Origin of the sequence: Flavobacterium sp., from assembly GCF_035456225.1 — a bacterium.
Lineage (GTDB): Bacteria > Bacteroidota > Bacteroidia > Flavobacteriales > Flavobacteriaceae > Flavobacterium.
Map to the genome: position 1 here is coordinate 22,779 of NZ_DATIDM010000023.1, position 20,896 is coordinate 43,674.

Genomic DNA, 20,896 nt, shown 5'->3' on the forward strand with positions numbered 1-20,896 from the left:
AACTATTCGGTTTGATTAGAGACTTTTTTTTCACCGGTTTCCACAAAAGGAACCGGTTCAACCACCGAGCCCGGCTGAACAAACAGGGTGCCAACTATGGCCACGCGGTCCCCCGATGCCAGTCCTTCGGATATAACCCAATCTGTTCCTATTTTTTCGCCGACACTTACTACTTTTACCTGAATCTTTTTGGTCTGGTCAATGGCGTAAACCTGGTAAATACCCTGCATTTCGGTAACTGCTTTTTGAGGAATCACAATGACATCTTTTTCCGTAGTTACCACGATACGGATTTTCACAAATTGCCCGGATCGAATTATTCTTTCGGGATTTTGGAATTGGGCTTCGAAGGTTACGGTTCCCGTGGTAGGATCTACACTGGCATCTGCAAAATTCATCTTTCCTTTGTAGGGATAGGTACTTCCGTCGGATAGGATCAATTCCAAATCGGTTATAGAGGGAGGTGTCTTTCCGAATTTTCTCTGATATTGTAAAAAGGAAGCTTCACTGACGGCAAAACGCACGCGGACTTCATCTAATCTGGAAACGGTGTTCAGATGTGCCGTATTCCCGATTCTTGAAATATAATCACCAATTCTGGCGTTGCTTATGCCAATAACACCATCAACAGGTGCATAAATATTACAGTAGCCTCTTTCGATTTGTTGGTTTCTCAAGCTGGCTTGGGCACTAGCAAGGCTGGATTTTGTAGTTTTTACCCTTGCAATCGCTGCGTCCAGTTCTCTTTTACTGACCGCATTCATATCGGCCAAAGGTTTTATTCTTTTTAATTCTTCTTCGGCATTCACGTAGTTGCTGTTAAAAGCTGCTACCTGTCCTTTTTCGCGCTCTACCTTTGTGTCATATTCGATAGGGTCTATGGTGTACAACAACTGTCCTTTGTGTACCCGGTCGCCCTCTTTAAAATGTATGCCCTGCAGGATGCCATCTACCCTGGCCACCAGATCAACATCTAAATCTCCAAATGTCTGTGCGGGATATTCCCTGTAAACAGGGACATCACTTTTTTCAACCGTTATATATGGGACTTTTATTGGAGGAATAACTTTTTCTTCTTTTTTGCAGGAAATCCATACAAATGATAAGAAGAACAGTGCAAACACGACTTTTGATTTTTTTAGAGCATTCATCTTGGTTTCCTTTTAAAAATTATAAATAGCCGATTCTTATTTCTTTTCCGTTAGGATTTTTCAACTGCCAAATAGGAGCAGCAGCTATCTGCTCTTTTGGAACTTATTGAAAAACAAAAATTGCGTTCTAGAAATAGTGTAATGTAATTGGGGCAATAACTTTAAAAAACGCCATCGCTGGCAATCTGAATTCTTATAAAAATATTTCGTATGCTTACATACAAATATAAAAAATCTTACACTAAAACAACTGTTTTTGAGATAATTGCACTTTATTTCCGATGAAATATCTAATTGATTTAAATTCTATTATTGTTTTCATGTTCTTGGATTATATTTGTTCCGGAATAAAATAAAACAGCAGGGCAATAAGCAGGTATAAGGTAATCATCTGAATTCCTTTGTACCAGTTTGACATGCCGTCATTGGAAACAACCGTAGTCAATATCACCGCCATAAACATAGCTCCGGTTTCTGCACGATTGAAATTTAAAAACATCGGTTGAGGCCCGATAAAGAAACTCAACAGTATCAGTGAAGGAGCGATAAACAGCGCAACTTGTATGGAACTGCCAAGGGCTATCCCGATGGTAAGATCCACTTTGTTTTTGGCTCCCATGGCAATGGCCGAGAGACTTTCTGCAGCGCCTCCGATTACGGCCACAAACACAATTCCGATAAAGGCGGAAGTCATACCCAGTTCTTTTCCGGTTCCTTCGGCGGCGCCAACCAAGATTTCGCTCATAAAGGCGGCTGTAACCGAGGCTGCAACAAGAGCACCGATGGCTTTTTCTTTGCTCCAGGGTTCATGTTCTTCGTCCATCCGGTTGTCCTTATTTTTATTTATGCTTTTAAACAAGTCAGGGTGCGTTTTAATCATAAAAAAAAGATAAGCGACATAGGCGACCAAAAGACCAATAGCAAGCAGTATGTTGAGGTTGCTCTGATTTTCCTTATAGAGATCCCCCATTTCGACGATGAAAAAGCGATTAAAAGCACTGGGGATAAGCATGCTGCATACTGCCAAAAACATCATGGAGTTGTAGGTGTGTATGGTGGCAGGATTGTATTCCTGACTGTGATGTTTTATTCCCCCAATAAAGAAAGCAACACCTGTGGCCAATAGTAAATTAGCGAGGATTGCTCCGGCCAGGGAGGCCAATACCATTTCGTACAGGCCGGCATTCAGTGCAATGACAGCGATTATTAATTCCGGGGCGTTACCAAATGTGGCATTTAAAAGACCACCAATTGCATCTCCTGTGTAATGGGCCAGATTTTCGGTGGATTCGCCAATCAGTTTTGCAATGGGAATAATGGAAAGGGCTGCCGAGAAGAAAATGAGAGAATCACCCACATGCATTTTTTCCAATACGATGGTTATTGGAATAAAAATGAAGAGCCAAAACACAGAAGGTTTTAAGTATTTTCTCATTTTAAGAGGCTGGTATTTAACTTAATAAAGTTATAGAAATAATTTTTAAGAAGCAGATTATTCTTATATTCTACATTTTTTATCGTTTAAAAACACTAGTTTGAAATTTTACATTAAATGAATTCTGTAGTATTCGGTGACTAATTTTTTAACACATTGAGAATCAATTCGTTTTGAAATTATTTTAAAATGATTATTTTTGCACCCGAATTCTTCCATTTAGAATTCATAACATAATTTCTCACTTAAAGTTTATAGCATGCAACTGTATAACACCTTAAGCGCAGAAGAAAGAGCCGAGCTTATCGATCAAGCCGGAAAACAACGCCTTACGTTGTCTTTCTACGCCTATGCGCACATTGAAGATCCGAAAAAATTCAGAGACGATTTATTTATTGAATGGAACAAGCTTGATGCTTTGGGCCGTACTTATGTAGCCAAAGAAGGTATCAACGCACAAATGTCGGTTCCGGCCGAAAATTTTGAAGCCTTCCGTGATACTCTGGAAGCTTATGATTTCATGCAAGGCATCCGTCTTAATGTAGCTGTGGAGCACGATGATCATTCGTTTTTAAAATTAACTGTGAAAGTGCGTCACAAAATTGTGGCCGACGGTTTAAATGACGAAACGTTCGACGTAACCAATAAAGGGGTTCACTTAAGAGCAAAAGAGTTTAATGCAATTTTGGATGATCCGAATACAATCGTGGTGGATTTCCGAAACCATTACGAAAGTGAAGTAGGTCATTTCAAAGGCGCGATTACCCCGGATGTGGAAACCTTCCGTGAATCGTTACCGATTATCAACGAACAGTTGAAAGACTTCAAAGAAGATAAAAATCTGGTAATGTACTGTACAGGAGGAATCCGATGTGAGAAGGCTTCGGCTTATTTCAAACATCAGGGATTTAAAAACGTTTTTCAGTTGGAAGGCGGTATCATCAATTACGCCAAACAGATTAAGGAAGAAGGTCTGGAAAGCAAATTCATAGGTAAGAACTTCGTGTTCGACCACCGTTTGGGAGAACGTATCACCGAAGATATCGTTTCGCAATGCCACCAATGCGGAAAACCGTGCGACAACCATACGAACTGCGAAAACGATGCCTGCCACTTGTTATTTATCCAGTGTGATGAATGTAAAGAAGCGATGGACAACTGTTGTTCGACCGAATGTCTGGAAATCACGCATTTACCATTAGTGGAACAGATTAAACGCAGAAGAGGAGCGCAGGTGGGGAACAAAGTTTTCCGAAAAGGAAAATCAGAATCGCTGAAATTCAAAAAATCAGGTGAGTTAACCGATACTCCTTTGGCTAAAGCTGACCCGAGCGTTAGCGAACTGGCGAAGCAAAAACCGAAAACCATTCGTCAGAAAATAAAAATCAAAAAGACGTTACTTGGTAAAGTTGAACATTACTACGTAAAAGCACAGATCGGGCTTTTCATTATCGAAAATCAGGAGTTGAATCTTGGGGACAAAGTTTTGATTTCCGGACCAACAACAGGTAACGAAGAACTGGTTTTAGATAAAATGTTCGTTAACGGAACTGAAGCATCCGAGGCAAAACCGGGTGATAAAGTGACATTTGCAGTGCCGTTCCGAGTGCGATTATCCGATAAATTATTTAAAATTATCAGCTAATGACTACCTCTGGAAGAATTGAACTAATGGCGCCGGCAGGAAATTTCGAATCGATGCAGGCTGCTTTGGACAATGGTTGTGATTCCATTTATTTTGGAGTAGAACAACTGAATATGCGTGCGCGTGCCACGGTAAATTTCGTAATGGAAGATTTGCCGGAAATTGCCCGCCGCTGTAACGAAAAAAACGTCAGAACTTATCTGACTTTAAATACGATCATTTATGATCACGATTTGTCGGTCGTGAAAACGTTGCTTACCAAAGCCAAGGAAGCAGGAATCACTGCGGTAATCGCTTCGGACCAGGCGGTAATCATGACGGCAAAAACGATGGGAATCGAAGTTCATATTTCGACCCAGCTGAATGTGACCAATATCGAAACCGTAAAATTCTACAGTCTGTTTGCCGACACTATTGTACTGTCGCGCGAATTAAGTTTGCGTCAGGTAAAGAAAATTACCGATGAAATCGAAAGGGAACAAATCAAAGGGCCTTCGGGGAATCTGGTGGAAATTGAAATATTCGGACACGGAGCTTTATGCATGGCTGTTTCGGGGAAATGTTACTTGAGCCTGCATTCGCATAATTCATCAGCTAACCGTGGTGCCTGCAAACAGAATTGCCGCAAAAAATATACGGTAATCGATCAGGAAAGCGGATTTGAAATCGAAATCGATAACGAGTACATGATGTCGCCGAAAGATTTGTGTACGATTGATTTTCTGGATCAGGTAATCGATTCGGGTATCAAAGTACTGAAACTGGAAGGACGCGGAAGAGCAGCCGATTACGTTGCGACCGTCGTGAAAACATACAGAGAAGCAATAGATGCCTATTACGAGGGGACATTTACCAAAGAAAAGATAAGCACTTGGATGGAAGCCTTGTCAACCGTTTATAACCGCGGATTTTGGTCAGGTTATTATTTGGGACAAAAACTGGGCGAATGGTCGGATAATCCGGGTTCGAGTGCTACGCAGAAAAAGGTATATGTTGGTAAAGGAATGCATTATTTTCCGAAGTCAAATGTGGCCGAATTCAAAATCGAGGCTTACGACATCAAAAAAGGTGATAAGCTTCTGATTACCGGTCCAAGTACGGGAGCGCAGGAATTGGTTTTGGAAGAAATGCTGGTGAACGACCAGGTGTCGGAAAAGGCTACAAAAGGAGACAGTTGTACGCTGAAAGTTCCGTTCCGTATCCGTTTATCGGACAAGATGTATAAAATAGTGGAGAACTAATGGTCATCATAACGTTACAGAGAGACAAATGCATCGGTTGTAATTATTGTGTGGAAATGGCTCCGGCGCAGTTTCAGATGTCTAAAAAAGACGGAAAAACGGTGCTCTTGAAATCGGTTGAAACCAAAGGATTCCATACTTTAAAATCGCCCGATCATTCGATCGTTGAAAATTGTGAACTGGCGGAAAAAGCCTGTCCTGTGAAAATAATTTCGGTAAAGGAAGTCTGAATCAATAATGCCGGAATGCGAATTAAAAAACCTGTTCTGTAGCAATACGGAACAGGTTTTTTTATGAAATGGATTAAAGTTCGACTCCATCGTGCGATTCTCCTGTCGTAGTAGCTGTACTTGTTTTGATCTCCTCATTTGTATGTGCTTTTCCTTCTTCTACCCATGCATCAAATAATTGATAGCCAATGGAAAATACGATTGGACCCACAAATAAGCCGATAAATCCGGACATCATGAATCCGCCGATAACACCAAGGAAAATAACCAACATTGGGACGGAAGCTCCTTTCCCTAAAAGCAGCGGTTTCAATATATTGTCGGACAGTCCGCTTACTGCGAAAAATATAGACCATAAAATAGCAGTAGTAGTACTGTCGCCAGTTGAAAAAAGATAAACGATTACCCCAATATTAACGATGATAGGGCCAATCTGCAAAATGGATAATATCAGACAGATTAATGTCAGCACACCTGCGAAAGGTACACCACAGAGGAACAATCCAAAGGCCTGAATGATGGTCTGTAATACGGCTACTCCCAAAATTCCTTTCACTACCTGATATACCGTAGAGACCGTTATGTTTATAACTTGTTCGCCTTTTTTTGGTCCGGCGACTCTCCTGATTAAATCGGTGGCCAGATTTTGAGAGCTTTTGGATGTCATTAAGAATCCTGCAATAATAAGTGAAAGGATAATTTGCAGGAGCGTCAGTCCGGAGCTGACAATACTTCCCAGTATTATTTTAGAAACATCTATGATTTGTTCTTTGTAATCTGTCACGGCTTTTTCAAGATTGGAGGATGCCGAATTCAGGAAGTTGTATATCTTGTCTCCGATAATAGGCCAGTCCTTCATTTTTTCGGCCGGGGATTCTATTTTTAAGGTTCCGGCTTCCATTTGGTCTTTTACATCAACAATGCTGGAAACTACCGAATTAAAAAAAGTAATGGTAGGAATGATGATGACCAGTAAGAGGATCGTTATTATTAAAAAAGAAGCCAGCCCGCCGCGTCCCTTTAATTTTTTCTGGACAAAATTATATAAGGGATAGAGTATAATGGCAAAGATGATGGCCCATAGAATCGGCATCGTAAAAGGTAGTAAAAGCTTAATGCAGAATCCCATGATAAGGAATATCATTCCCAATTGCAGGATGAGGTCGAATAGCGTTTTGCTATTAAAATCGGAATTATTTTTCATGCCCATTGGTTTTAAAAGTTAGTGAAACGGATAAAAGTTGAATTGTCAGGTTTTATTTTTTCTGATATCAGGGGTATTACTGTCTGATACGAGGCGCCCGATCAGGATTACAGGATACAACACGCCAAAAATGGCTTCCATCTGTACCATGGAACGCGCAAACGGATGGAGCGGAAGGATTTCACCATAACCTGTAGTGGTAATAGTGATGTAACTGAAATATAAAAAATTGGCTTCCAGACTGTTTCTTTCAAATGGCGGCAGGGTAATCTGAAATGCTCCTTCGATATCCTGGAATATATACAAGTAAATGATAGACCAGAGGTTTGCCATCAGCATATAAACCACCACCGATCCCACTACCCGGAATATAGTTACAGGCCCGGGTTCGAATACTTTTATAAGGACCAAAGTAATTAACAGCAAAAGAGCTGCAATCGAAAGGATGAAGTCGGCAACTACAATGAAATTACTGGTATTGAAAAGACTGATCCAACCAACGAGTACAAACAAAACCGGAATAATGGAAATCAGCCTGGCTTGCTTTTTAGTGGTTTCCAATGCAAAAATACCCGCCAAAAGAAAGAGTACCCAGAAAATCTGCATGGCTAACTTTAAAAAGGAATAGCTGCCAAACAACGGAATAAAAAGAAAGTGCATGATGAAAAGCAAAACCAGCATGCTTAAAAGGCCGTCTTCCTTATCCCATAAACCATTGAATAAACGATATTTTTTTGCTTCGACCATAAGGTTTTGTTTTTAATGGAAATCAATCAGTAACTGCAAAAATCAAAGAGAAAGGGTTGCATTTAAATGGGGATGGGTTCGACTTCAACCCTTCCGAGCGGCCGTCTTCCCAATCGGAAAAGCAAAATAATGAGAACCGGTAAAAAACAAATGGCGGATAATACCAAGTAAATATCTTTGTAAGCAAGTAAAATAGCAGCCTGGGAAGTTTGGTTGGAAAGACTTTTTTCAGCCATTTTTTGGGCTTCTGTTTGTGAAAGTCCTTTGTGTAAATATACGTTTTTTGTTTGATTTAACTGATCTTCAGCCAATTGATTTGTAGGGGATAACTGCTGACTCAAACCTGTTTTATGATGGATATTTGCGTTGGTAATCATCGTTCCCAAAATGGCACTTCCTAATAACACGGCCAAAACGACACGGCAAATTACGCCGCTCATCATTCGGGAATCACCTAATTTTTTAGGAATTCCTTCGGCTAAATAAAGCGATGAGGTCGGATAAAGGAATCCTATGGCTAATCCTTTCATGACAAAAGGCTCCAGAAAATCGGAAGGGCTGATTTCGGGGTAAAACCTAAAAAAGAGAATCATGTGGAACAAGCCATAGCAGGTGAAACCCAAAATCCAAATCGTAGCGATGTAGATTTTTTTGTACAGCAGATAAGTAGTCAGCGGAATAGCTATGAAAATCCCAATCAGCATCGACAAATGCGTCCGGGCTTCATATAAAGGGTCGAAACCTAGTATATTGCCCATGAATCCGGATACAACGCTTCCCGTACCATTGATGGCTCCGATGTAGAAAAAGAGAAACGAACCTATGGCCACATTGGTGTACTTGAATACATCAGGATCAATCAGCGGATCTTCGGTAAAGCGGGTGTGAAGGATGTATATTCCGATAATAATAAGTCCAAAAGCAACGGCTAACCCTATTTTCGGGTCCTGAAACCAGTTTCGGGTTTGCCCTTCGGCACATAGGAAAAGAATATCGGTAAACAATAAAATCATCAGGAACCAGCCTCTCCAGTCGAATTGGAAAACACCTTTCATTGGAGCGACATCTTTTCGGTAAAAAATCCACGCCAGAATAATGCCGATGAAAAAATTGATGTTCAGAAAGTAAACACTAAAGGTCCAATTGTGTAAACTGGTGAAACTCGTACCCAAATATTTGTAGATGTGCTGGCTTCCCTGAAGGATGAACTGCATAATCCCGTACATGATGGCCATATTGAAGGCCGGATTGTATTTCAGGATGATGGGAATCATGGTCGCAAATATCCCGATAATCGAAAGGATGGATAAAAGCGAACGCCAAACCGTAAACCATCCAATAGAAGTGGTATATAATGAGGCTGTATTGCAGATTATCGACAAAAAGCTAACGGTTAAAACCATCGTGCGTAGCGGAATTTGTTTGGCAATCTTTATTCCCAATGGTAAAAAGGCTAACATAGCAAAAACGGGAATATAGCTCGAGTAGGTAAAAGCCGTCGTTGATTCTCCGAAATGCCCCAGTATTTGTGAATTGTCGTAAGCCGTTATGTTGAGGGTATTAAAAAAAGGAATGGTCAGGACATACAGCCCGACAAGAATTAAAACGCTTCCTTTTTTTATCTTGCCCATGATTTATTTTTTTACTTCAACTGTTGCATTCATCCCGGGTTTCACGGGTTCAAGTTCCTGTGGACTGGCTTCAAATTCAATTTTTACCGGGATACGTTGTGTGATTTTCACGAAGTTCCCGGTGGAATTATCCGGTTCGACCATCGAAAATTTGGCTCCGGTTGCCGGTGAGAATCCAACTACTTTTCCTTTGAATTCCTTGCCGTCAAGCGCATCGATGGTAATCGTAACCGGTTGTCCCAATTTTATTCGTTCCACCTGCGTTTCTTTGAAATTGGCAATTACCCATAATTTGTGTTTCAGTACAATGGAGGCTATGACCTGATTCGTATTCACCAAATCGCCCACGGAAAGTTCGCGTTCTCCCACAAAACCGTCAATCGGGGCTTTTATGACCGTATATGATAATTGCAGTTTGGCGTTGTCCAGATTGGCTTTTTTGCCTGCTACGGTTGCTTTTGCGGCTTCCAGATTGGTTTTGCTTTGTTGCGTAATGGAACTGCTCGCCATCAATTCGTTCTGTCCCGCTTTCAGATAGGCTTCAGTCGATTTCATTTTGGCAAGTACCTGATCGTATTGGTTTCGCGTCACAGCCGAATCGGCAAACATTTTTTCAAAACGCTGGTAATCTTTTCTTGCTTTTTCAAGATCGGCCATATCACCGGCCAGTTTTTCCCTGGCAGCCGCCTGATTGGATGTCGATGTGATGATAGCCTGTTCCAAAGAATGCAGGTTTCCTTCGGCTATGGCCAAATCGGCTTCGGCCTGTCGTACTTTGATTTGATATTCCGAGTCATCAAGAATGATTAGCGTATCGCCTTTGTGTACAGGCTGGTTGGCCTCGAAACGGATTTCTTTAATATGTCCGCTCGCCCGGGCCGCAATGTTGTTCATATATGATTCCACCTGGGCATTGTTGGTGGTTTCATTTTTGCTGAAGTCAAAAAACAGACTCAATATCCAGAAAACACCCCCCAGCAGAAAAGCAAAAGAAAGGATGGTCAGAATGGTGTTTCTTTTTCGTTCTGATTTTTGAACTGCTTCGGTATTTTGGTTTTCCTGGCTCATAGCGTCTTGGTTTAGAGTTTGCCCATGGCATATTGCAGGGTATAATATTGAATGATCAAATCGAGATTAGCGTTGATGAGTGAAATTTTAGCTCCGTTTAACTGTAATTCGGCATCCACCATATCACTGATCAGGGCAAAGTCATTGTCGTAACGGCTTTTTACAATTCTGTAATTACTCTCCGATAATTCCACGTCTTTTTTATAGGTCGATATGTTTTTTTGGCTTTCAACATACTTCACAAAAACGGTTTTGACTTCTTTGTCGATCTGGTCTTTGGTTACATCCAGAATCGTTTTACTCCGATCAATATCCAACTTGTCACCACTCACCTGATGTTTCAGGTTGTAAAAACTGGAGATGTCCCAATTTAGGGTCAGTCCTGCTGTCCAAAAACTGAGCAGGTTTGGATAATCCGGCCATTGAGCGGGATATTGGGTGTTGAGCATTGCCCCGGCGTATACATTGGGTAAGAATCCGCTTCGGGTGATGCTGAGATTGGATTCGGATACTTTCACGTTTAATTCGGATTGTTTGATTTCATAGCGGTTCTCATACGCTTCGGCCAGGCATTGTTTGATGTCCCGTTCTTCCATGGGAATCATGGTTTCGGCCATTTCGGGCTTTAGAATCGTGTCCGTCGGAATACCAATCAGGATATCCAGATAATTGCTGACCAGTTTGATATTGTTGGTGTCTTCAAATACGGAAACTTCGAATCGGGATTGTTGCAATTCGGTTCGTAATAGATCACTTTTAAGGTTTTGTCCGTTGGCTACCCTCGATTTTAGCTGTTTAATCCTCAAATTGGTGTTGATGATGTTTTGTTTGGTGACTTCTATCTGGCGGTATAGTTTTTCCAATGTGAAATACTGTTGAACAATGGCCAGCTTAATTTCGGCTTCCGTCATTTTAACCGCGGCTTCCTGTAACTGACTGATTAACTCTTGTTTGCTTATTCGGTTATTGATGAGGTTTCCTGTATATACAGGCATGCTGGCAAGGATGTTAGCGGAAGCCTGATAATCGAAGTAATCCACGGTGATGCTTTTTTCATAAAAGCCTTCATATACTTTTGGATTGCCGATGTAATTATAGTTCATGTTCAAGCCGATAACTGGCAGCTTCGCCATTTTCGACTGACTTACATTTTCATTGGCAATGGCCACATCGGTATTGGCAATTTTAATTTGCCGGTTGTTCTCAATTCCCAGTTTCAGGGCTTCCTCTAAAGTTATGCTTCTCACGTTGGTTAAGGAATCATTCTGACCGTATCCTTTTTCCATGCCGATGAGTGCGACAATCAGTAGCAAAAAGACGTATTTTAAGCGCTGTAAGAGGGTAACAGTTATCAATTTTTTTAATTTTAAAAGATTAATAACAAATCGCTTTAAGTAATCAGGAAAAAACAAGGGGAATAGTGTTAATGTCCTGATTATCAAATTTAAATAATTTAACAATAAAAACCTTCTGTTATCCGTTAAAATTACTGCCGGATGTCGGTTGGCGGTCATAAATTGCTTTTGAACGGAAAAAAGTAAAGAAGTTGGTCTTCAGTGGTTTACGGTGAAGGGTGTAATCGGTTGTTTTGAACTTCCGATTTTGGTAATTCCGAATAAAAATTAAATACGACCGGAACTTAAATTAAGAAGTGTTAAGGCTTAAAGTTAATCTGTCAGTCGCCAAATAAAAAAATACTATCTTTACACACAAAATCTATTTACGAATAAGTAGTCTGCCTTGAGGCCGACGATCAATATATATTCAAATTATGGCATGTAACAGTTGTTCAACTTCCGATGGCAGTGCGCCAAAGGGGTGTAAAAATAATGGGACTTGCGGCACCGATAGCTGCAACAAATTAACCGTATTCGATTGGCTTTCCAATATGGCTCTTCCGGGAGGTCAGGAGGTTTTCGACTGCGTTGAGGTTCGTTTTAAAAACGGACGTAAGGAATTTTACCGCAATACCGAAAAACTAACGTTAAGCATCGGTGATATCGTTGCTACAGAATCGTCGCCGGGTCACGATGTGGGTATTGTTACCTTAACCGGAGAATTGGTAAAGGTTCAAATGAAGAAAAAAGGCGTTAACCACGAAGGGGAGGTTCTTAAGATTTACAGAAAAGCATCTCAAAAAGATATCGATATCTGGAGTGACGCCCGCGATAAAGAAGAACCGATGAAAGTTCGTGCGCGCGAATTGGCAATTGCCTTAAAATTGGAAATGAAGATTTCAGATATTGAATTTCAGGGCGATGGTTCAAAGGCCACGTTCTATTATACCGCAAATGACCGTGTCGATTTCCGTCAGCTAATTAAGGATTTTGCCAAAGAATTCAGTACAAGAATCGAGATGAAACAGGTAGGTTTCCGTCAGGAAGCATCCCGTTTGGGAGGAATTGGATCCTGCGGACGCGAATTGTGCTGTTCCACGTGGTTGACCGATTTCCGAAGTGTAAATACGTCTGCGGCACGTTATCAGCAATTGTCACTAAATCCGCAAAAACTGGCGGGTCAGTGTGGTAAATTAAAGTGCTGTCTGAACTACGAATTGGATACTTATCTGGATGCGCTGAAAGGCTTTCCGGACATGGAAACCAAGTTATATACCGAAAAAGGCGATGCGCTTTGTCAGAAGGTGGATATTTTCAAAGGCCTGATGTGGTTCGCCTATACCAATAATTTTGCACAATGGCACGTTTTAAAGGTGGATCAGGTTAAAGAAATCGTGGCATTGAACAAAGAGAAGAAACGTATAGCTGCATTGGAAGATTATACAGTTGAGACGATTGTTGAGGAAGAGAAAGATTTCAAAAATGCTGTAGGACAGGATAGTTTGACACGTTTTGATCAGCCCAAGAAAAAGAAACGTCCCAACAAGAAGCGTCCTACTGCCGATGCCGAAAAGCAAAAAGGAGCACCTGAAAAACAAAATAGACCGGAAAAGCAAAACAGGCCTGCTCCTGAAGGTCAGGGCGGACAGAATAAACCAACTGCTGAAGGGCAACCAAAAAATAATAACCGCAGACCGCGACCAAATAGAAACAAACCATCGAACAATAAAAATGATTCAAAACAATAAATTTTTAATTTTTGGATTCGCCTTATCATTAGCGCTTTTCTCATGCGATAAAAAAAGGGTTTTTGATGAATATCGCGAAATCGACGGTTCCTGGCATAAAAAACAGAAAGTTTCGTTTACTTTTGAGCAAAAGGACACGATTCAGGATTACAATATGTTTGTAAACATCAGAAACAACAATGATTACCCATACAATAATTTGTTTCTTATTGTTTCCATGCTGCAACCGGATGGGGTTACCAAAGTAGATACGTTGGAATACCAAATGGCAAATCCTGACGGTACACTGATGGGTGAAGGGTTTTCCGATGTAAAAGAAAGTAAACTTTGGTATAAGGAAAATACAAGATTTCCCAAAGCAGGGAAGTATATTGTAAGTATTCAACAGGCCGTTCGAGAAACCGGGAAAGTTGCTGGTGTTGAACAATTGCAAGGTGTTTCGGAAGTAGGTTTTAGAATAGAAAAAACGAATTAAAATGGCTCAAATCAATAATAAAAAAGAAGATTTAACTCCGTACGTAAAAAAATTCTGGAAACTGTTTTTTTACTGTTTTGGCGGCGTGATTTTATTTTTCCTGTTTGCTTCCTGGGGACTTTTCGGATCGATGCCTTCGTTTGACGAACTGGAAAATCCAAATTCGAATGTAGCTACGGAAATCATTTCTTCCGATGGAGTAACCATTGGTAAATTCTACCTGGAAAACAGAACGCCGGTTAAATTCGCCGAATTGCCGGATCATTTGGTAAAAGCTTTGGTCGCTACGGAAGATGAGCGTTTTTATGAGCATTCCGGTATCGATACCAAAGGAACGCTTCGTGCCATGTTGAGCCTAGGAAGAAGCGGTGGAGCGAGTACGTTGACACAACAGTTGGCAAAAAACCTTTTCCACGGTGAAGGGTCTAAATTCCTTCCGTTCCGTATTATCCAAAAAGCAAAAGAGTGGATTATCGCTACCAAACTGGAAAGACAATATACCAAACAGGAAATTATTGCCCACTACTTAAACACGGTAGATTTCGTTAATACGGCAGTGGGAATCCGTTCGGCGTCCAAAGTGTATTTCGGAAAAGAACCTAAAGACTTAACCGTAGACGAAGCGGCAATGTTCGTGGGGATGTTGAAAAACCCATCGTTGTTCAATCCTGTACGTCGCCTTCAGAAAGTGACCGACAGACGAAATGTGGTACTTCATCAAATGGAGAAAAACGGGTTTTTAACCAAAGACAAAAAAGAATATTTTCAAAAACAACCTATTGTTTTAAAATTCACACCGGAAAGCCATATTGAAGGAAGTGCTACTTATTTCAGAGAGTACTTGCGTGATTTTATGAAAAAATGGGTAAAAGAAAATCCGAAAAAAGACGGTGACGGCGAATACGATATTTACCGTGACGGTTTGAAAATCTATACCACGATCGATTCCAGAATGCAGCAATATGCCGAGGAAGCAGCTGCGGAACACTTGGCCAACCTGCAACAGGAATTCAACAAAAGACAGAAGGATAATCCAAACGCACCTTTCACGGGTATTACCCCGGATGAAACAAAATCGATTATGGAACGTTCCATGAAAAATTCAGAGCGTTGGCGCATTATGAGTGAAAAAGGTTTCGATGAGAATAGAATCGTAAAATCATTTGATATCCCTACAAAAATGCAGGTGTTCACCTGGAAGGGAGAAAAAGATACGTTGTTGACACCTCGAGATTCCATCTTATATTACAAGCATTTCCTTCAAACGGGTATGATGGCCATGGAGCCTCAAACCGGTCATGTTAAGGCGTGGGTAGGCGGAATCAATTACAAGCATTTCCAATACGACCACGTTGGACAGGGAGCAAGACAGGTTGGTTCTACTTTCAAACCGTTTTTGTATGCCACGGTCATCGAACAATTGAAGATGTCGCCGTGTGACTCAATAATGGATTCTCCATTCACGATGCCACAGGGACGTTATAATATCGATGCCGATTGGACACCTAAAAACTCAACCGGAAATTACCGCGGAATGGTGAATCTGAAATCTGCATTGGCTAATTCCATCAACACGGTTTCGGCTAAACTGATTGATAAAGTAGGACCGGAAGCGGTGGTAGACATGACGAAGAAATTAGGTGTTACCTCTGAAATACCTGTTCAGCCTTCAATCGCTTTGGGAGCTGTAGATATCACTGTGGAACAGATGGTGGCTGCTTTCAGTACATTCGCTAATCAGGGCGTGTATATGAAGCCGCAGGTAATCGTGAAAATCGTGGATAAAAACGGCGTAGTGTTATATGAACCGGTGCCGGAATCCCGTGACGTAATGAGCAAAGATGTTGCCTATACCATGATTAAACTGATGGAAGGGGTTACCGAATACGGAACGGGTTCCCGTTTACGTTGGGGAAGCGCTCCGGAATCGGCAAGAGTTACCGGAGTTCCTTATAACTTAAGAAACCCGATAGCCGGTAAAACAGGAACATCGCAGAATAATTCCGATGGTTGGTTTATCGGTATGGTGCCGAATTTATGTGCCGGAGTCTGGGTTGGAAATGAAGACCGTTCGGCGCATTTCGAACAGACCAATATGGGGCAGGGTGCTACGATGGCCTTGCCTATTTGGGGGATATTCATGAGAAAATGCTACGAGGATGCGAGTCTGGATATTTCGCAGAAACCATTCGAAAAGCCTGAAAATTTCTCAATCAAAGTAGATTGTTATACGCCAAGGAAAGCGGTTGTAGACAGTCTTGCCGTCGAGGAAGATACACAAACCGAAGAATTCGATTTCTAAATAGGAAACGCCTTTTTTAAAAGGCGTTTTTTTTATACTTTTAAGGCCAAAATTAAACAAACACAATCACCATATGATTAATAAAAAAGTAGGTAATGTCCAGGAGGCATTACACGATATAAAAGACGGGCAGACCATCATGTTAGGCGGCTTCGGACTTTGCGGTATCCCCGAAAACAGTATTGCCGAACTTGTCCGAAAAGATGTAAAAGAATTGACATGTATTTCCAATAATGCAGGTGTTGATGATTTCGGATTAGGATTGCTATTGCAAAAACGTCAAATCAAAAAAATGATTTCTTCCTATGTGGGTGAGAACGCCGAATTTGAACGCCAGATGTTAAGCGGCGAACTGGATGTAGAATTGACACCACAAGGAACTTTAGCTGAAAAATGCCGTGCAGCTCAAGCCGGAATCCCAGCTTTTTTCACACCGGCAGGTTATGGTACTGAAGTAGCGGAAGGAAAAGAAGTGCGTGAATTCAACGGAAAAATGCACGTAATGGAATTGGCTTATCACGCTGATTTTTCCATCGTAAAAGCATGGAAAGGCGATGAAGCCGGAAATCTTATTTTCAAAGGAACAGCCAGAAATTTCAACAGTTGTATGGCCGGTGCAGCCAAAATTACCATTGCAGAGGTAGAAGAATTAGTGCCTGCAGGAACTTTGGATCCGAACCAAATTCATATTCCGGGAATCATGGTGCAGCGCATCTTCCAGGGAGAGAAATTTGAAAAACGAATTGAGCAACGTACCGTTAGAAAAAAGTAATCAGTGTTCAGTTTTAAGTGTTCAGTTAAAAAGCATTTGTAAATAAATCTTTGATGAACCTTAACAACTTAATGATTTAAAAAATAGTCATATGTTATCAAAAGAAGATATTGCAAAAAGAATCGCCAAGGAAGTTAAAGACCGTTATTTCGTGAATTTAGGAATCGGGATTCCGACGTTGGTAGCCAATTATGTAAGACATGATATTTCCGTAGAATTCCAGAGCGAAAACGGCGTGTTGGGTATGGGGCCTTTCCCTTTTGAAGGAGAAGAAGATGCCGATGTCATCAACGCTGGAAAACAAACCATCACCACTTTACCGGGAGCAAGTTTCTTTGATTCGGCTTTCAGTTTTGGGATGATCCGCGCGCAGAAAGTCGACCTAACGATTTTAGGAGCGATGGAAGTTTCGGAAAACGGAGACATTGCCAACTGGAAAATTCCGGGCAAAATGGTAAAAGGAATGGGGGGCGCCATGGATTTGGTAGCTTCTGCGGAAAACATCATCGTAGCCATGATGCACGTAAACAAAGCAGGTGAATCGAAAATCCTTAAGAAATGTACGCTTCCGCTAACAGGTGTTGGCTGCGTGAAAAAAGTAGTCACGGAATTGGCTGTTTTGGAAGTCACCCCAAAAGGATTTAAACTTCTTGAAAGAGCTCCGGGTGTTTCTGTGGAGGATATCATTCAAGCGACTGAAGCAGAATTAATCATTGAAGGGGATATTCCGGAAATGATAATTGATTAATTCAATCAAAATATATTGAAAAGCATCTTTGGTAAACTACACTAAAGATGCTTTTTGTTTTTACCTTTGCATTAAAATACGAAACAATGAGTTATCCGAAAGTAATATTAAAGCCAGGAAAAGAAAAATCAGTGCAACGCCGTCACCCATGGGTGTTTAGCGGAGCTGTTTATGGTGTAAGTCAGGAATTGAATGACGGAGAAATGGTGGACGTGGTTGATTCCAACAACAAACACCTGGCAACGGGTTACTTTAGTGATCGAGGCAGTATTGTGGTGCGTATCCTCACTTTCGGAGACGAAACATTTACAGAAAATTTTTGGGGCGACCGATTAAAAAGTGCCTGGGAATTACGAATGAAATTATTGGATCTGAATGAAACCAATGCCTTTCGTTTGATTCACGGTGAAGGTGATGGAATCCCTGGTCTGATCATAGATTATTACGATAAAAACTGGGTTTTGCAGGCGCATTCAAGCGGAATCTTTCATGAGATGGAAAAAATAGCCGAAGCCATACAGTCGAATTTCAAAAATTACTGCGAAACTATTTATTGCAAAAGCAGTGGCACGTTACCGCAAACCGGAAGGGATTTTTTCCTAATGGGCGAAACAAAGGAAACCACAGCAAAAGAGAATACTATTTTGTTTTCGGTAAACTGGGTAGAAGGACAGAAAACCGGTTTCTTTTTGGATCAGAGGGACAATCGGAAATTGCTTGGACAGTACGCCAGGGGGAAACGAGTGCTGAACACATTCTGTTATACCGGAGGGTTTTCCGTTTACGCTATGAGTGCCGGTGCGGAATTGGTTACTTCCGTGGATATCTCCGAAAAAGCAGTGGCACTGGCCGAAAGAAATATGAAACTGAACCATGACGATTGTAACCACGAAGCGGTAGCCTCCGATGTGTTTGCTTTCATGAAAGAGCACGACAAACAATACGACCTGATTGTGTTGGATCCGCCGGCATTCGCTAAAAGCATCAAAAGTAAACATACCGCAACACAAGCCTATAAGCGTTTGAACATTGCCGGTATGAAAGCCATGGCGCCAAAGGGAATCTTATTCACGTTCTCCTGTTCGCAGGTTATCGATGATGTTTTATTTTACAACACCGTAGCTGCGGCTGCCATCGAAACTGGTAGAAATATCCGTGTATTGCATAAATTATCACAAGGCCCGGATCACCCAACCAACATTTATCATCCGGAAGGGCATTACCTTAAAGGGTTGGTATTGTATGTGGAATAGTTTATTAGTTTACAGTCGCAGTGTTCATCTTGAAACTAGGATGAAAAAGAAACCCCGAAAATAATTTTCGGGGTTTCTTTTTCTTTGCTCTTGACTCTATTTTCTAAAACTTATAAATTCTCGAAAAAATCATTCCCTTTGTCATCGGTAATGATGAATGCCGGGAAATCTTTAATAGTGATTTTACGAACGGCTTCCATGCCCAATTCTTCGAAATCTACCACTTCAACGGAAAGGATGTTTTCTTTCGCCAAGATAGCAGCAGGGCCGCCGATGGAGCCTAAATAGAAACCACCGTATTTGTTACACGCATTGGTCACGTCTTTGGAACGGTTTCCTTTGGCCAACATGATCATGCTTCCGCCATTTTTCTGGAATTCGTTTACATAGACGTCCATACGTCCGGCTGTGGTTGGTCCGAAACTTCCTGATGGCATTCCTTCCGGAGTTTTGGCAGGACCTGCGTAATAAATCGGGTGGTTTTTGAAATATTCCGGCATTGGTTTTCCGGCATCCAGTAATTCTTTGATTTTTGCGTGAGCGATATCACGGGCCACAATTAATGTTCCGTTTAGTTTCAAACGGGTTTTGATTGGGTATTTTGACAATTCCGCCAATACTTCCGCCATTGGTCTGTTCAAATCGATTTCTACAGGATCTTCCAGATGTGGAGCCGTTTCGGGTAAAAACTGTTTCGGATTCACTTCCAATTGCTCTACGAAGATACCTTCTTTGGTAATTTTTCCTTTGATATTTCGGTCCGCCGAACAGGAAACGCCCATTCCAACCGGACAAGAAGCAGCGTGACGCGGCAAACGGATTACGCGAACATCATGCGTTAAATATTTTCCGCCGAATTGTGCCCCAATGTGGCTTTCCTCGCAAATTTTCTGTACGCGTTTTTCCCATTCCAAATCACGGAAGGCCTGACCCGCCATGTTTCCGCTGGTTGGTAAATTATCGAAATATCCTGCGGACGCTTTTTTCACGGCAGCCAAATTCGCTTCTGCAGAAGTACCGCCGATAACAATGGCCAAGTGGTATGGAGGACAAGCTGAAGTTCCCAAATCCATGATGCGTTCGCGAACGAACTCGTCCAATGATTTTTCGTTTAACAACGATTTTGTTTTTTGGTATAAGAAGGTCTTGTTAGCGGAACCGCCTCCTTTGGCTAAAAACAGGAATTCATAAGAGCTTCCTTTTTTAGCATAAATATCTATCTGCGCAGGAAGATTGGAACCGGAGTTCTTTTCTTCAAACATCGAAATAGGAACAATCTGTGAGTAACGCAGGTTTCTTTTTTCGTAGGTGTTGAAAATTCCTTTTGACAACCATTCGCCGTCATCAGCTCCAGTATAAATATTTTCACCTTTTTTCGCCATTACGATAGCCGTTCCGGTATCCTGGCATGATGGCAATTGTCCATCTACGGCCACTACGGCATTCTGCAATAGGTTATAGGCTACGAAGCGGTCGTTGTCGGTTGCTTCCGGATCGTCGATGATGTTTCTTAATTTTTGTAAATGCGAAGAGCGTAGCATGAACGATACGTCGGTCATTGCTTCTTCGGCCAATAATTCCAAACCTTTCGGATCAACCGTTAAGATTTCACGGTCGCCCAATTGTTCTACTTTAACGTAGTCGGAAGTGATTTTTCGGTATTGTGTATCGTCTTTTGTAATAGGATACGGGTCTTGGTATATAAAGTCCATTGTAACAGTAATTTTAGGAGCGTAAATTTAACGAAACTAAATGAAGTCTAAAAGCTTGTTTTTTAAGTTCTTTGAGATATAGAATGAATCTAATTTATAAAATAATAGATGATACAGAAAACCGTACAAAAAACAAAAAAACCTATCCTTCGATTCCAGTTTTCTTTTTCGATGTGTTGAACAGATTTATGGCCTGC

Annotated in this window: 17 protein-coding genes; 9 read left to right on the forward strand and 8 right to left on the reverse strand. The window is 41.3% G+C overall.

Annotated features, from left to right (window positions below; all coding sequences use genetic code 11):
- Positions 1-2: 2 nt before the first annotated feature.
- A complete protein-coding gene (locus VLB74_RS01140) occupies positions 3-1,151 on the reverse strand; it encodes an efflux RND transporter periplasmic adaptor subunit (protein ID WP_325201632.1) in 1,149 nt (382 codons plus the stop codon).
- Positions 1,152-1,482: 331 nt separating this feature from the next.
- Positions 1,483-2,586: a calcium/proton exchanger gene (cax, locus tag VLB74_RS01145; RefSeq protein ID WP_325201633.1), complete on the reverse strand. Its 1,104-nt coding sequence runs from the start codon at positions 2,584-2,586 to the stop codon at positions 1,483-1,485.
- A 259-nt stretch (positions 2,587-2,845) separates the two neighbouring features.
- Here cax and trhO point away from each other — a divergent pair, with 259 nt between their 5' ends.
- From trhO to VLB74_RS01160, 3 genes are read left to right on the forward strand one after another with little or no spacing between them, the layout of a single operon-like run.
- Positions 2,846-4,231: an oxygen-dependent tRNA uridine(34) hydroxylase TrhO gene (gene trhO, locus VLB74_RS01150; RefSeq protein ID WP_325201634.1), complete on the forward strand. Its 1,386-nt coding sequence runs from the start codon at positions 2,846-2,848 to the stop codon at positions 4,229-4,231.
- On the forward strand, positions 4,231-5,472 hold the full coding sequence (locus tag VLB74_RS01155; protein WP_325201635.1) for a peptidase U32 family protein: 1,242 nt from the start codon (positions 4,231-4,233) through the stop codon (positions 5,470-5,472). The genes trhO and VLB74_RS01155 overlap by 1 nt, the downstream gene beginning before the upstream one ends.
- Entirely contained in the window at positions 5,472-5,702 is a 231-nt protein-coding gene (locus VLB74_RS01160) for a ferredoxin (RefSeq protein ID WP_325201636.1), read from the forward strand. The genes VLB74_RS01155 and VLB74_RS01160 overlap by 1 nt, the downstream gene beginning before the upstream one ends.
- A 73-nt stretch (positions 5,703-5,775) precedes the next feature.
- On the opposite strand, the gene VLB74_RS01165 is transcribed toward VLB74_RS01160, so the two are convergent.
- From VLB74_RS01165 to VLB74_RS01185, 5 genes are all read right to left on the reverse strand, one after another.
- A complete protein-coding gene (locus VLB74_RS01165; protein WP_325201637.1) occupies positions 5,776-6,906 on the reverse strand; it encodes an AI-2E family transporter in 1,131 nt (376 codons plus the stop codon).
- A 45-nt stretch (positions 6,907-6,951) separates the two neighbouring features.
- Positions 6,952-7,653 (reverse strand): potassium channel family protein, encoded by a 702-nt coding sequence (locus VLB74_RS01170; RefSeq protein WP_325201638.1) that lies wholly within the window; start codon positions 7,651-7,653, stop codon positions 6,952-6,954.
- A 62-nt stretch (positions 7,654-7,715) separates the two neighbouring features.
- Positions 7,716-9,284 (reverse strand): efflux MFS transporter permease, encoded by a 1,569-nt coding sequence (locus VLB74_RS01175; RefSeq protein WP_325201639.1) that lies wholly within the window; start codon positions 9,282-9,284, stop codon positions 7,716-7,718.
- 3 nt (positions 9,285-9,287) lie between these two features.
- Positions 9,288-10,352 carry an HlyD family secretion protein gene (locus VLB74_RS01180; RefSeq protein ID WP_325201640.1) on the reverse strand — a complete coding sequence of 355 codons (1,065 nt, stop codon included), beginning with the start codon at positions 10,350-10,352 and terminating at the stop codon, positions 9,288-9,290.
- A gap of 11 nt (positions 10,353-10,363) precedes the next feature.
- The gene (locus VLB74_RS01185; RefSeq protein WP_325201641.1) at positions 10,364-11,665 is read right to left on the reverse strand and encodes a TolC family protein; all 1,302 of its coding nucleotides are present in this window, start codon (positions 11,663-11,665) and stop codon (positions 10,364-10,366) included.
- 458 nt (positions 11,666-12,123) lie between these two features.
- Here VLB74_RS01185 and VLB74_RS01190 point away from each other — a divergent pair, with 458 nt between their 5' ends.
- The 6 genes from VLB74_RS01190 (at position 12,124) to VLB74_RS01215 (ending at position 18,987) form a co-directional block, all read left to right on the forward strand.
- The gene (locus VLB74_RS01190) at positions 12,124-13,437 is read left to right on the forward strand and encodes a PSP1 domain-containing protein (protein WP_325201642.1); all 1,314 of its coding nucleotides are present in this window, start codon (positions 12,124-12,126) and stop codon (positions 13,435-13,437) included.
- Positions 13,421-13,912 (forward strand): gliding motility lipoprotein GldH, encoded by a 492-nt coding sequence (locus tag VLB74_RS01195; protein ID WP_325201643.1) that lies wholly within the window; start codon positions 13,421-13,423, stop codon positions 13,910-13,912. The genes VLB74_RS01190 and VLB74_RS01195 overlap by 17 nt, the downstream gene beginning before the upstream one ends.
- Position 13,913: 1 nt before the next feature.
- The gene (locus VLB74_RS01200; protein WP_325201644.1) at positions 13,914-16,214 is read left to right on the forward strand and encodes a penicillin-binding protein 1A; all 2,301 of its coding nucleotides are present in this window, start codon (positions 13,914-13,916) and stop codon (positions 16,212-16,214) included.
- A 73-nt stretch (positions 16,215-16,287) separates the two neighbouring features.
- Positions 16,288-16,986, forward strand: a complete 699-nt coding sequence (locus VLB74_RS01205) for a CoA transferase subunit A (protein ID WP_325201645.1) — start codon at positions 16,288-16,290, stop codon at positions 16,984-16,986.
- A gap of 91 nt (positions 16,987-17,077) precedes the next feature.
- Complete coding sequence (locus VLB74_RS01210; RefSeq protein WP_325201646.1) at positions 17,078-17,734, forward strand: 3-oxoacid CoA-transferase subunit B; 657 nt, start codon at positions 17,078-17,080, stop codon at positions 17,732-17,734.
- Between the two features lie 86 nt (positions 17,735-17,820).
- Complete coding sequence (locus VLB74_RS01215; RefSeq protein WP_325201647.1) at positions 17,821-18,987, forward strand: class I SAM-dependent rRNA methyltransferase; 1,167 nt, start codon at positions 17,821-17,823, stop codon at positions 18,985-18,987.
- Positions 18,988-19,097: 110 nt separating this feature from the next.
- Here VLB74_RS01215 and VLB74_RS01220 read toward each other — a convergent pair whose 3' ends face one another.
- Positions 19,098-20,699, reverse strand: a complete 1,602-nt coding sequence (locus VLB74_RS01220) for a fumarate hydratase (RefSeq protein ID WP_325201648.1) — start codon at positions 20,697-20,699, stop codon at positions 19,098-19,100.
- Positions 20,700-20,896 lie beyond the last annotated feature (197 nt).